Below are 13,302 nucleotides of genomic sequence, written 5' to 3' on the forward strand. Positions count from 1 at the left end.
GACCGGTCTTCCCGTTTCCTTCCCGTCCCGGCCGGACCTCCGCGCTCCGCCCGCGGAGCCGGGGTGCCGGCGGTCCGGGGCCATGTCAGGGCCGGGGATGTCGGGCGTACGGACTAGAGTCGCTGCCGTGACAGCTACGACGCCGCGCCTGCTCCTCGTCGACGGACATTCCCTGGCATACCGGGCTTTCTTCGCCCTGCCGGTGGAGAACTTCTCCACCACGACGGGTCAGCCGACCAACGCGGTCTACGGCTTCACCTCGATGCTGATCAACGTGCTGCGCGACGAGCAGCCGACGCACATCGTCGTCGCCTTCGACGTCTCCCGCCGCTCCTTCCGGACCGACCGGTACGCGGAGTACAAGGCCGGCCGCAGCGAGACCCCGACCGACTTCAAGGGCCAGGTCAGCCTGGTCAAGGAGGTCCTCGCGGCGCTGCGCATCCCGGTGGTGGAGAAGGAGGGCTACGAGGCCGACGACGTCATCGCCACCCTCGCCTGCCAGGCCCGCGACCAGGGCATGTCGGTGCTGATCACCACCGGTGACCGGGACGCCTTCCAGCTCGTCGGCGACCGCGTCACCGTGCTCTACCCGCGCAAGGGCGTCTCCGACCTGGCCCGGATGGACCCGGCCGCCGTCGAGGCGAAGTACGGCGTGGGCCCCGAGCGCTACCGTGACCTGGCCGCCCTGGTGGGAGAGACCAGCGACAACCTCCCCGGCATCCCGGGTGTCGGCCCGAAGACCGCCGCCAAGTGGATCAACACCTACGGCGGCGTGGAGGGTGTCGTCGCCCGGGCCGACGAGATCAAGGGCAAGGCGGGTGACAGCCTGCGGGAGCGGCTCGCCGACGTGATCCGCAACTACGAGATCAACTGCCTGGTCTCCGACCTGGAGCTGCCGGTGCGCCCGGAGGACGCCCGCTGGCAGGGCTGGGACCGGGAGGCGGTGCACCAGGTCTTCGACACGCTGGAGTTCCGCATCCTGCGCGACCGTCTCTACCAGTACCTGGAGGCCGTCGAGCCGGAGGCCGAGGCGGGCTTCGACCTGACCGGCGAGGTGCTCGGCGCCCCCGGGGCCCTCGCCGGCTGGCTGGAGACCCACGCCGCGGCCGGCACGCCGGTGGGCGTGGCCGTCAAGCTCGACACCGGCCCCAACCGCCGGCACACCGCCTCGGTCAGCGGGATGGCGCTGGCGACGGCGGGCGGCGCGGCGGCGTGGTTCGACCCGGCCGGCCTGGAGCCGACCGACGAGGCGGCCCTCGCGGCGTGGCTGGCCGACGGCACCCGGCCGAAGGTGCTGCACGACAGCAAGCCGGCCGTGCTGGCCTTCGCCGCGCACGGCTGGTCGCTTCAGGGCATCGCCCGCGACACCCAGATCGCGGCCTACCTGGCCCGCCCCGACCAGCGTTCCTACGACCTGACCGACCTGGCCCTGCGCTACCTGCACCGGGAGCTGCGGGTCGACGCTCCGGAGACCGGCCAGCTCACCCTCGACGGCCTGGGCAACGACGCCGAGGCCGAGCAGAACCTGATGCTCCAGGCCCGGGCCACCCTCGACCTGGCCGACGCCATCGACGCGGAGCTGTCCCGGGACGGCGAGCAGTCCGCCCGGCTGATGGCCGGTGTGGAGCTGCCCCTGATGCGGGTGCTGGCCGACATGGAGCGCGTCGGCATCGCCGCCGACACGCACTACCTGTCGGAGTTGGAGGCGCACTTCGCCGCCGAGGTGAAGGCCGCCGCGCAGGGCGCGTACGAGGCGGTCGGGCGGGAGTTCAACCTCGGCTCGCCCAAGCAGTTGCAGGAGATCCTCTTCGTCGAGCTGGGCCTGCCCAAGACCAAGAAGATCAAGACCGGCTACACCACCGACGCCGACGCCCTCCAGTGGCTCTACGCGCAGAACCCGCACCCGGTGCTGGCCCACCTGCTGCGCCACCGTGACGTGGCCAAGCTCAAGACCACCGTGGACGGCCTGCTGAAGTCGGTCTCCGACGACGGCCGGATCCACACCACCTTCAACCAGACGGTGGCGGCCACCGGCCGGCTCTCCTCCACCGAGCCCAACCTGCAGAACATCCCGATCCGCACCGAGGAGGGGCGGCGGATCCGCCGGGCCTTCGTGGTGGGGGAGGGCTACGAGTGCCTGCTCACCGCCGACTACAGCCAGATCGAGATGCGCCTCATGGCGCACCTGTCGTCGGACGAGGCGCTGATCGACGCGTTCAACTCCGGCGCCGACTTCCACGCCACGACCGCCTCGTCGGTCTTCGGGGTCGAGGTCGGTGCGGTCACCGCCGACCAGCGGCGCAAGATCAAGGCGATGAACTACGGCCTGGCGTACGGGCTCAGTGCCTTCGGCCTCTCCCAGCAGCTCGGCATCACCGCCGAGGAGGCACGCGGGCTGATGGAGAACTACTTCGCCGGGTTCGGCGGCGTCCGCGACTACCTGCAGGAGGTGGTGGCCCGCGCCCGACACGACGGGTACACCTCGACCATTCTCGGCCGCCGCCGCTACCTGCCCGACCTGGTCAGCGACAACCGGCAGCGGCGGGACATGGCCGAGCGGATGGCGCTCAACGCCCCCATCCAGGGTTCGGCGGCCGACGTCATCAAGGTCGCGATGCTGCGCGTCGACACCGCGCTGCGCGACGCCGGGCTGCGCTCCCGGATGCTGCTCCAGGTGCACGACGAGCTGGTCTTCGAGGTCGCCCCCGGCGAGCGGGACACCCTGGAGGAGCTGGTCCGCCGCGAGATGGGTGCGGCGTACCCGCTGTCGGTGCCGCTGGAGGTGTCCGTCGGCGAGGGCCGCGACTGGAACAGCGCCGACCACTGAGCCGTCGCGGCGGGGTGAAGGGCCGCGCGGCCTCGTGAGCCCGTGCCCCGTCGCCGCGTCGGACGGTCAGGCGTGGGTCACCGTCCCGGTCCCCGGCGCTCCTTCGGTGGGGTGCCGTGGCGATCGAGGGCTCGCCGGGACGGGCCGCCCGGCGGCGGCAGCGGGCCCTTGAGGGGGTCGTGTCCCCAGTTCATCAGGGACCAGCGCCACTTGGTGTCGCGGACGTCGCCGGAGGGGCGCTGGGCCATGTGCCGGCGGACGTACCCGACCACCTTGCGCATGTGCTTGTAGTCGCCCTCGGACAGGTCGCCACGCTTGCGACGCAGCAGGTCGATGATCTTCCGACCCGACTCGTGGCCCACCGACTCGCCGCCCTTGGTGCCCTTCCGCCAGCCGACGTGCTTCGACTCGTCGGTCTCCAGCCAGGTCGACAGCTCGCGGGGCTTCATGTTCACCGCCTCGGTGAACTCCCGGTAGGTGTCCCGGCCGTCGTCACTTCGGCTCATGGCGCAGCGCCTCCGGTCGGTGGGCGACGTCCCGGCCCGAGTCGTCGTTGCGGATCCGGTACTGCGGCTCGTCCTCCGTTGCGTTCACGGCGTGCCCGCGCACGTGTGTCCGGTCGATCAGCTTTTCCTTGATCACGCCATGCGCCCGGCCGCTGTGGCTGGCCCAGGAGACGTGGTCACCCTCGCGGAATTCCCTCTGCTCGGCCATACGCCCTGGCTACCCGTGCCCGGCTCGAAAAAACGGCGGGCCCGGTCGGGCGCCTCCGGGTGATCTCGCCGATCGGCGGCCCCAACTCGGTCGGCTCCGCGCTGCCGGCGACCAGCTCGAGGTCAGTCGGCGGGCTTGTCGGTGACGAAGATGGCGGTGCCGGGGAAGAGGCGCCCGCGCAACGGGCTCCACTGCCCCCAGATCCCCTCGTGGCCCGCCGGCCACTCCGGTTCCACCAGGTCGGTGAGGCGGAAGCCGGCCCCGACCAGTTCGCGGATCCGGTCGCCCAGGGTGCGGTGCTGCTCGACGTACGTGGCGACGCCGTGGTCGTCCTGCTCGACGTAGGGGGAGCGGTCGAAGTACGAGTGCACGGCGGTCAGCCCGCCCTCGCCCGGGTCGTCGAGGAAGATCCACCGCATCGGGTGGGTCACCGAGAACACCCAGCGACCCCCGGGGCGCAGCACCCGGAACACCTCCCGCATGACGGCCGCCGAGTCGTCGACGAAGGGGATCGCGCCGAACGCCGTGCAGACCGTGTCGAACGCGCCGTCGGCGAACGGCAGGGCGAGGGCGTCGGCCTGCACCAGCGGCACGCGTACGCCGGTGCGGTCGGCGGCGCGCGCCGCGTGCCGCAACATGCCGGCGGAGAGGTCCAGCGCGACCGGGCGGGCCCCCTGCGTGGCGAGCCAGCGCGCGGCGGCGGACGCGCCGCTGCCCAACTCCAGCACCCGCCGCCCGTCCAGCTCACCCAGCAGGTGTACGTCGGCCTCCCGCACGCCCTCCGGACACCAGACGAAGTCCAGGTCGCCGAGGAAGGCGCCGTGCTCGGCCTGGTAGTCGTCGGCGTCGACGTCCCACCAGCCACGGTTGGCGCGGCGTACCTCGGCGTCGCCGACCCGGCGGCGGGTCACCCTGCTGTCGTCGTCCACCCGCCCACGCTAGGCCCCGTACCCGGCGACGCGGCCGGCGGGCGGGGACGGCCGGCGCCGGCGTGTCGCGTGTCGGCGGGTCGGGGGCGCCGGGGACGAACGGCGGACCCGGCCGGGCGTCGCCAACCGTCTCTGGTGGGGCTGCTGTGACGCAGGTGACAGGTGGTTCCTTCTCCGGTCGAAATCTCCGCTTTCGCAGGTGGCGAGGCAGCGAGGACCTGGGAGGCCTTGCACGCTGTGGTAATACAGCGGGTAGGCTAGACGATGCGCTCGCGGATCGTGTGCCTCGGCAGGGAGCAGGTGCGCGGTCACCGGAGCCACTCAATGATCTTCACTTGCTTGATCGTTCGGTGTGCCCGGCGGCGGATCCGCTGGCGCGAACAGGTCACCGCGACACCACGCCTGCTGTGACAACCCATCCGACCGGAGCAACCGCCCACATGACGAGCAGCATCGAGGCCCCCTCGAGCGCCACCCGGGTCACCCACGACGATCTCGGTTCCGAGGAGGCTTTCCTCGCCGCGATCGACGAGACCATCAAGTACTTCAACGACGGCGACATTGTCGAAGGCACCGTCGTCAAGGTCGATCGGGACGAGGTCCTTCTCGACATCGGCTACAAGACCGAGGGTGTCATCCCCTCTCGGGAGTTGTCGATCAAGCACGACGTGGACCCGGCCGAGGTCGTTTCGGTCGGTGACCACATCGAGGCCCTGGTCCTCCAGAAGGAGGACAAGGAGGGTCGTCTGATCCTCTCCAAGAAGCGGGCGCAGTACGAGCGGGCCTGGGGCACGATCGAGAAGATCAAGGACGAGGACGGCGTCGTCCGCGGCTCCGTCATCGAGGTGGTCAAGGGCGGCCTCATCCTCGACATCGGGCTCCGCGGCTTCCTGCCCGCGTCCCTGGTCGAGATGCGGCGGGTGCGCGACCTGCAGCCGTACGTCGGCCGTGAGCTCGAGGCCAAGATCATCGAGCTGGACAAGAACCGCAACAACGTGGTCCTGTCCCGCCGGGCGTGGCTGGAGCAGACGCAGTCCGAGGTGCGCACCGAGTTCCTCAACAAGCTGCAGAAGGGCCAGGTCCGCAAGGGCGTCGTGTCCTCGATCGTCAACTTCGGCGCGTTCGTCGACCTGGGCGGCGTGGACGGCCTGGTGCACGTCTCCGAGCTGTCCTGGAAGCACATCGACCACCCGTCCGAGGTCGTCGAGGTCGGCCAGGAGGTCGAGGTCGAGGTCCTGGACGTCGACCTGGACCGCGAGCGGGTCTCGCTGTCGCTGAAGGCGACCCAGGAGGACCCGTGGCGGCAGTTCGCCCGCACCCACGCGATCCAGCAGATCGTGCCGGGTAAGGTCACCAAGCTGGTGCCGTTCGGCGCCTTCGTCCGGGTGGACGACGGCATCGAGGGCCTGGTCCACATCTCCGAGCTGGCCGAGCGCCACGTCGAGATCCCGGAGCAGGTCGTCCAGGTCGGTTCCGAGGTCATGGTCAAGGTCATCGACATCGACCTGGAGCGCCGCCGGATCTCGCTGTCGCTCAAGCAGGCCAACGAGGGCTTCGTCGAGGGCGAGGAGCACTTCGACCCGACCCTCTACGGCATGGCCGCGACGTACGACGCCGAGGGCAACTACATCTACCCGGAGGGCTTCGACCCGGAGACGGGCGAGTGGCTCGAGGGGTACGACAAGCAGCGCGAGACCTGGGAGAACCAGTACGCCGAGGCCCGTCAGCGCTGGGAGGCCCACACCAAGCAGGTGCAGACCTCCCGGGCCGCCGACGCCGAGGCTGCCGCGAACCCGGCCCCGCCGGTGGCTGCCGGTGGCACCACCACCACGGTCAGCACGGCCCCGAGCCGTCAGGCCGAGGAGCCGGCCGGCACCCTGGCCACCGACGAGGCGCTCGCCGCTCTGCGGGAGAAGCTCGCCGGCGGCAAGTGACCCGCTGAACGACGAAAGGCCCCGTCCCCGCGATCGCGAGATCGCCGGGGGCGGGGCCCTCGCGTTGCCCGCCCGCGTCGCCCCGCGTCGCGCCGCAAGATCGTGCTCGATCCATGATGTAGCGGCCTCCGGGCGTGCAGGAGGCCGCTACATCCGGGTTCGTGCGTGATCTTGCGAGCCCGCAGCCCGCAGCCCGCAGCCCGCAGCCCGCGAGCCCGCCGGCGCCCGCCGCCCGCGAGCCTCCGCCGCCCGCGAGCCCGTGGCGCGAGGGGGCGCTCGGTTTGGCCGGCGGAGTGGGATCCGGTTGACTGGTGCGGTGTTGATGGTGGGGTTGACCGGAGGGATCGGGTCCGGCAAGAGCGCGGTGTCGGCGCGGCTGGTCGAGCGGGGCGCGGTGCTGATCGACGCCGACCAGGTGGCGCGGGAGGTGGTCGCGCCGGGCACCGACGGGCTGGCCGCGATCGTCGAGGCCTTCTCCGAGCGGGTGCTGGATACCGACGGTGCACTGGATCGGGCGGCGCTGGGTGCCGTCGTGTTCCCCGACGAGGCGTCCCGACGGCGGCTGGAGGCGATCATCCACCCGCGGGTGCGTGCGCGTACCGCCGAACTCGCCGCCGCGGCGCCGCCGGACGCGGTCGTGGTCAACGACGTGCCGCTCCTGGTCGAGGTGGGGCTCGCGCCCTCGTACCATCTCGTGCTCGTGGTGCAGACGGCGATGGCCACCCGCCTGGAGCGGCTGGCCCGCGACCGGGGGATGGACCGGGCGGAGGCCGAGCGGCGCATCGCCGCGCAGGCCGACGACGCCCGGCGGCGGGCGGCGGCGGACGTGGTCCTCACCAACGACGGCACCCTCGCCGAGTTGCACGCGGCGGTGGACGCGCTGTGGCAGGAGCGGCTGCTGCCCTACGAGGCGAATCTCTGCGCGCGGCGGGCGGTCCGGTCGCACGGGGTGGCCCTGGCCGAGGCGGACCCGACATGGCCGGAGCAGTACGCGCGGCTGGCCGCCCGGATCCGGCACGCGACCGCCCCCGCGGACCTGCGGATCGACCACATCGGTTCGACCGCCGTTCCGGGTCTCGCCGCGAAGGACGTCATCGACATCCAACTCACCGTGCCGCGTCTCGCCGACGCCGACGGGCCGCTGGCCGACCGGCTCGCCGACGCCGGGTTCCCTCGGCTGCCCGGCGAGTGGTGGGACGCGCCGCGCCCACGGGGCAGCGGCCGGTGGCCGAAGCGGCTGCACGGCAGCGCCGACCCGGCCCGTCCGGTCCACCTGCACATCCGTGAGGTCGACTCGCCCGGGTGGCGGTACGCGCTGCTGGTGCGGGACCACCTGCGCGCGGACCCGGACCAGCGGTCGGCTTACCTGCTGTTGAAGCGCGAGCTCGCCGCGTCGGCGCCGGACAGCGCCACCTACACCACGGCGAAGGACCCGTGGTTCGACGAGGAGCACCTGCGGGCCGAGGAGTGGGCCGCGCAGAGCGGCTGGCGTCCCTGACCCGGGTCAGCGCCCGGAGGCTCCGGCGGTGGGGCGGGCCGGAGCAGGGCCGCCCAGGCGCGGCACCGGCCCCGGGCGGAGGTCGAGCTGCGCCCAGGTGCCCGGCCGGGTCCGCAGTTCCAGCCGGCGCAGCAACCCGGTGCGGTCGATCCAGTAGCGCAGCACGGTCCGTGCCGTCCGCACCTCCACCACGTCCACGCCCTGGCCGGCGAGGCTGTCCCCGCGTATCCGCCGGGCGGTGCCCTCCGGTGGCGCCGCGCCCGCCCGGAGCGCCAGATCCAGCAGTACGGCCACGTCGTCGCGGGCCGGGTCGGCCCGCCAGCCCCGGGCCGGGGGCGGTAGTGGCGGGCGCGCGGGCGCCTCGGCGGTCCCCCCGACGGTGCCGGCCGGCACCGGTAGGCGGGTGGTGCGGCCGGCGGCGCGGCGCAGGAGCGTCCGCCGATCCGGTACGCCGACGTCGGCGACCGTCAGGTAGGTGATCCGTCCGCGCCAGTCGACCCAGCCGGCGCCCCGCAGATTGGTGGCCGTGCCGACCGGGGCGGTCAGCGTGACCGTGGCACCGCCGCGGGCGCGCAGCCGGGCCGGCAGCCGGTCCAGCCGGTCCTGCTCGGCGGGCTCGAGGGCGCGGGGCAGCCCGGGACGGCCCCCGAGGGCGTCGACCGGCCGCAGCGTGGGCCGGTTGGTCCGGTTCAGCGTGACGGTGACCGGGCCGGTGCCGGGCAGTCGGGTCTCCAGGCGGTGCAGGCGGGCGTCGCGGTCCAACCAGTGGCGTTGCCCGCCGTCCCTGGCCGGCGGGGAGGGGCTGCCCGGTGGTGGCGCCTGGAGGATGTCCACCGGTTCCCCCTCGACGGTGTCGCGGCCCACCCATCGGACGGCGGCGGGGTCACCGGCCGGGTCCCGGCGGTCGGCGGCGAGGGAGAAGAGCAGGTCCAGCAGCGGGGCGGGTCCCCGGCCGGCGGGCAGTTCGTGCAGACGCCACCGGTCGGTGGGTGGCACCAGCGGCGGCGGGGCCGGGGTGGGGACCGCGCCGGGGTCGGGGCGGAGCACCGCCACCGTCGGGGTGGCCTGGAGCAGCCCGCGCTCGGGGCCGGCCCCGGGCCCGCCCACGTCCAGGTACGCCAGTGCGCGGGACCAGTCCACCCAGCCCACCAGCTCGACCCGGGCCCCGCCGGTGCCGGCGGTGACGTGCACACCGGCGCGCAGGTCCCGGTAGTTGGTGACCCGCATCGCGTCCAGCCGGGCGCGTTCGTCGGCGCTCGCCGCCCGGGGCGGCTCCGGCGGCTCCGGCGCCCAGCTCAGCAGCCCGGCCACCAGGCCGGCGGCGGAGAGGACGGCGACCACGGCCAGCAGCACCAGGACGGTCCGCCGTCGGCCGGTGACGACGCGCGGGATCGTGCCGGTGTTGGCGTCGCCGGGCGGCGGGAGGACCGGTGGCGTCCGGTCGGGCGGGGGTGCGGCGCGCTGGCGTGAGCGCCGGGTGCCGGGTGCCACCGGCAGCCGGTCGGCGGCGGCCGGAGGACGGTCGGGAGCGGCGGGCGCGGGGTCGGCGGCGGGCCGGTCGGAGGACTCCACGGATGTTGAACGGAACTCACCGCCGTGGGGTGACGAGCAGGGGCGCTCGCGGCGGCCGGTCTGCGCCTCCAGCGCGACCACGTTGGGCGCGCACGCCGGGCGTGCCGGGTGCTGCGACCCCTGTGCCGGGGATGGCCGGCCCTTGACGGCCTGGCCACCGGCCCGGTCGGCCGCCGCGAGCGGCCTACGTGGAGAGCCTAGCCCCGTGAGAAGGGCCACACAATGGGAATATCGAAGCCGATCACGGACCCACGGTAGTCGGCCCGGAGTGTCGGACCCCCGGCGTACCGTTGGGGTCATGGCGCTCGACATTCCCCGGCTCGACGGCCGTTTCCAGGTCGTCAGTGAGTTCCAGCCGGCCGGCGACCAGCCGGCGGCCATCGACGACCTGGAGCGCCGGGTCCGGCGCGGTGACCGCAACACGGTGCTGCTCGGCGCGACCGGCACCGGCAAGAGCGCCACCACCGCGTGGCTGGTCGAGCGGTTGCAGCGGCCGACGCTGGTGCTGGCGCCCAACAAGACGCTCTGCGCGCAGCTGGCCAAGGAGTTCAGCGAGCTGCTGCCGCACAACGCCGTCGAATACTTCGTCTCCTACTACGACTATTACCAGCCCGAGGCCTACATCCCGCAGACCGACACCTACATCGAGAAGGACTCCTCGATCAACGAGGAGGTCGAGCGGCTGCGGCACTCGGCGACGATGTCGCTGCTGACCCGCCGCGACGTGGTGGTGGTCGCGACCGTGTCGGCGATCTACGGCCTGGGCACCCCGGAGGAGTACCTGGACCGCGCGGTCCGGATGGTCGTCGGTCAGGAGCTGGACCGCGACCAGCTGCTGCGCCGGCTGGTCGACATCCGGTACACCCGGAACGACATGGCCTTCCAGCGGGGCACCTTCCGGGTCCGCGGCGACACCCTGGAGATCATCCCGGCGTACGAGGAGCTGGCGGTCCGGATCGAGCTGTTCGGCGACGAGGTGGAGAAGCTCTACTATCTCAACCCGCTCACCGGCGACGTGGTCCGTGAGGTCGACCACCTGATGATCTTCCCGGCCACGCACTACGCGGCCGGCCCGGAGCGGATGGAGCGGGCGATCCGCGACATCGAGGCCGAGCTGGGCGAGCGGCTGGCGGAGCTGGAGCGGCAGGGCAAGCTGCTGGAGGCGCAGCGGCTGCGGATGCGCACCACGTACGACATCGAGATGATGCGCCAGGTCGGGTTCTGCTCCGGCATCGAGAACTACTCGATGCACATGGACGGCCGGCTGCCCGGCAGCCCGCCGCACTGCCTGCTCGACTACTTCCCCGACGACTACCTGACCGTCGTCGACGAGTCGCACGTGACGATCCCGCAGATCGGCGGCATGTACGAGGGTGACGCGTCCCGCAAACGGATGCTCATCGACCACGGCTTCCGGCTGCCCAGCGCCGCCGACAACCGGCCGCTGCGTTTCGACGAGTTCCTGGAGCGGGTGGGCCAGATGGTCTTCCTGTCCGCGACACCGGGCTCGTGGGAGATGGAGCAGGCCCAGGGCGAGTTCGTCGAGCAGGTGATCCGCCCGACCGGCCTGATCGACCCGGAGGTCGTCATCAAGCCCACCAAGGGGCAGATCGACGACCTGATGCACGAGATCAAGCTGCGCACCGAGCGGGACGAGCGGGTGCTGGTCACCACGCTGACCAAGAAAATGGCCGAGGACCTGTCGGACTACCTGCTGGAGAACGGCATCCGGGTGCGCTACCTGCACTCGGAGGTGGACACGCTGCGCCGGGTCGAGCTGCTGCGCGAGCTGCGCAAGGGCGACTACGACGTGCTGGTCGGCATCAACCTGCTGCGGGAGGGCCTCGACCTGCCCGAGGTGTCCCTGGTGGCGATCCTCGACGCCGACAAGGAGGGCTTCCTGCGCAGCGGCCGGTCGCTGATCCAGACCATCGGCCGCGCGGCCCGCAACGTCTCCGGCCAGGTCCACATGTACGCCGACAAGATCACCCCGTCGATGGCGGCCGCCATCGACGAGACCAACCGGCGCCGGGCCAAGCAGATCGCCCACAACGAGGCGAACGGGATCAGCCCGGAGCCGCTGCGCAAGAAGATCCACGACATCCTGGACGACATCTACCGCGAGGCGGAGGACACCGACACCCGCGTCGGCGGCGCGGTGCGGCAGCTGTCCCGCGGCAAGGCGCCGGTGAAGGAGACCCGCAGCCGTCGGGTCGGCACCGGCGCGGGCCCGGCCCGCGAGGGCATGGCCCGGGCCGAGCTGGCCCAGCTCATCCAGGAGTTGAACGACCAGATGCTGGCGGCCGCGCGGGAGTTGCAGTTCGAGCTGGCGGCGCGCATCCGGGACGAGGTCGCCGACCTGAAGAAGGAGCTGCGCGGCATGGACGCCGCCGGCGTGAAGTAGGCGGACGGGGGCACCGATGACGCCGACGCTCGACGAGGTGGTCGTCGGTGTGCCCGAGGCCCGTCTGCGTCCGTACGTCGGGCGGTACATCGGCTACCGGGAGACCGCGCCGGCTCCGCTGGTCCGGCACGAGGCGGCCGGCGCGTTCGTGGTGGTCATCCTCGGTTGGGGCGCCCCGCTGGACGTGGTCGACCCCCGGGCGGCGGCGCACGGCGCGTACGCGGTGGACTCGTTCGTCGCCGGGCCGTTCGACGGGTACTGCGCGACCTCGACAGTCGGCGTGGGCGTCGGGGTGCAGATGCTGCTGACCCCGCTCGCCGCACGCCGGATCCTCGGGACGCCGCTGGGCGAGGTGGCGAACCGCGCGGTGGGTGTCGACCAGTGGTCCGACGGCTGGCTGGACCGGCTGCGCCGCCGGCTGGCCGAGGAGCCCACGTGGGGCGCGCGCTTCACGCTGCTCGACGCCGCCCTGGCGACCCGGCTGGCCGGCGCCGAGCCGGTCGACGCACGGCTGGCGTGGGCCTGGCGCCGGTTGGCCGGCGAAGGCGGGCCGGTCCGCGTCGCCGGCCTCGCCGACGAACTGGGCTGGAGCCGGCGGCATCTCGCCGTGCGGTTCCACCGGGAGACCGGCCTGACCCCGCGGACCGCGGTCCGGCTGCTGCGGTTCCAGCGGGCGTACGCGGCGCTGGGCCGGCGGCTGGCGGTGTGCGAGCCGCTGCCTGCTCCGGTGCGGGAGGACCCGCCGCCGGCGCGCACCTGGGCGGACCTGGCCGTCCGGTACGGCTACTACGACCAGTCGCACCTGATCCGCGACTTCCGCGAGTTCGCCGGCGCCACCCCTGCCGCGCTCTTCCCGCCCGGATCACATCCGTCCAATCCGGGCTGACCACCGGCCGGCAGGATCGACGCATGCGAACCATCTACCCGGTCCTCCGGTACACCGACCCCCGCGCCGCGATCGACTGGCTGGGCGCCGCGTTCGGCTTCGGCGTCCACGCGGCGCACGAGGCCCCCGACGGTTCGGTCGCGCACGCCGAGCTGATCTTCGACGGCGGCATGGTGATGGTCGGCAGGAGATCCGACACGGCGCCCCCGCGGGTGCGGCCGGCCGACGACGACTACGCGGTGTACGTCGCGGTCGACGACGTGGACGCCCACCACGAGCGTGCCCGGGCAGCCGGCGCGGAGATCGTCCGCCCGCCCTTCGACACCGACTACGGCTCGCGCGACTACGTTGCCCGGGATCTGGAGGGCACCGTGTGGTCCTTCGGGACCTACCGCGTCTGACCGGGGGCGACGAGTGCCGGTGCGGCGCGTGCGGTGCCCCGTCGACGTGGGTGGTCTCCACCGCGTGCCGGGTCGTCGACGGGGATGCGCGACGTGCCGGCGCGGTCGCGACGTGGCGAGGTCGTCGCTTTGCGCAA

The 13,302-nt window shown here is 73.0% G+C and carries 10 protein-coding genes; 6 read left to right on the forward strand and 4 right to left on the reverse strand.

Annotated features, from left to right (window positions below; genetic code table 11):
- Positions 1–127 precede the first annotated feature (127 nt).
- The gene (polA, locus tag ACIBR0_RS00180) at positions 128–2,827 is read left to right on the forward strand and encodes a DNA polymerase I (protein ID WP_396711722.1); all 2,700 of its coding nucleotides are present in this window, start codon (positions 128–130) and stop codon (positions 2,825–2,827) included.
- A gap of 77 nt (positions 2,828–2,904) precedes the next feature.
- Here the strand turns inward: polA and ACIBR0_RS00185 are convergent, their stop codons facing one another.
- From ACIBR0_RS00185 to ACIBR0_RS00195, 3 genes are all read right to left on the reverse strand, one after another.
- Complete coding sequence (locus ACIBR0_RS00185; protein ID WP_357036153.1) at positions 2,905–3,333, reverse strand: DUF3140 domain-containing protein; 429 nt, start codon at positions 3,331–3,333, stop codon at positions 2,905–2,907.
- Positions 3,320–3,541 carry a DUF2945 domain-containing protein gene (locus ACIBR0_RS00190; protein ID WP_250792519.1) on the reverse strand — a complete coding sequence of 74 codons (222 nt, stop codon included), beginning with the start codon at positions 3,539–3,541 and terminating at the stop codon, positions 3,320–3,322. The genes ACIBR0_RS00185 and ACIBR0_RS00190 overlap by 14 nt, the downstream gene beginning before the upstream one ends.
- A 122-nt stretch (positions 3,542–3,663) precedes the next feature.
- On the reverse strand, positions 3,664–4,470 hold the full coding sequence (locus ACIBR0_RS00195) for a class I SAM-dependent methyltransferase (RefSeq protein ID WP_396711724.1): 807 nt from the start codon (positions 4,468–4,470) through the stop codon (positions 3,664–3,666).
- A 440-nt stretch (positions 4,471–4,910) separates the two neighbouring features.
- Here ACIBR0_RS00195 and rpsA point away from each other — a divergent pair, with 440 nt between their 5' ends.
- Complete coding sequence (gene rpsA / locus ACIBR0_RS00200) at positions 4,911–6,404, forward strand: 30S ribosomal protein S1 (protein ID WP_396711726.1); 1,494 nt, start codon at positions 4,911–4,913, stop codon at positions 6,402–6,404.
- 316 nt (positions 6,405–6,720) lie between these two features.
- Positions 6,721–7,902, forward strand: a complete 1,182-nt coding sequence (gene coaE, locus ACIBR0_RS00205) for a dephospho-CoA kinase (RefSeq protein ID WP_396711728.1) — start codon at positions 6,721–6,723, stop codon at positions 7,900–7,902.
- 6 nt (positions 7,903–7,908) lie between these two features.
- Here the strand turns inward: coaE and ACIBR0_RS00210 are convergent, their stop codons facing one another.
- A complete protein-coding gene (locus ACIBR0_RS00210) occupies positions 7,909–9,399 on the reverse strand; it encodes a hypothetical protein (protein WP_396712429.1) in 1,491 nt (496 codons plus the stop codon).
- A gap of 373 nt (positions 9,400–9,772) precedes the next feature.
- Here ACIBR0_RS00210 and uvrB point away from each other — a divergent pair, with 373 nt between their 5' ends.
- Genes uvrB through ACIBR0_RS00225 form a run of 3 tightly spaced genes read left to right on the forward strand, consistent with a single transcriptional unit; the run spans position 9,773 to position 13,165 of the window.
- Positions 9,773–11,878, forward strand: coding sequence for an excinuclease ABC subunit UvrB (gene uvrB / locus ACIBR0_RS00215; protein WP_357040894.1), 2,106 nt, complete (start codon positions 9,773–9,775; stop codon positions 11,876–11,878).
- 16 nt (positions 11,879–11,894) lie between these two features.
- Positions 11,895–12,764 (forward strand): helix-turn-helix domain-containing protein, encoded by an 870-nt coding sequence (locus tag ACIBR0_RS00220; RefSeq protein ID WP_396711730.1) that lies wholly within the window; start codon positions 11,895–11,897, stop codon positions 12,762–12,764.
- Positions 12,765–12,787: 23 nt separating this feature from the next.
- Positions 12,788–13,165 (forward strand): VOC family protein, encoded by a 378-nt coding sequence (locus ACIBR0_RS00225; protein WP_396711732.1) that lies wholly within the window; start codon positions 12,788–12,790, stop codon positions 13,163–13,165.
- The last annotated feature ends 137 nt before the right edge of the window (positions 13,166–13,302 follow it).

The sequence above is a fragment of the Micromonospora sp. NPDC049497 genome, from assembly GCF_044465805.1.
Taxonomy (GTDB): Bacteria; Actinomycetota; Actinomycetes; order Mycobacteriales; family Micromonosporaceae; genus Micromonospora.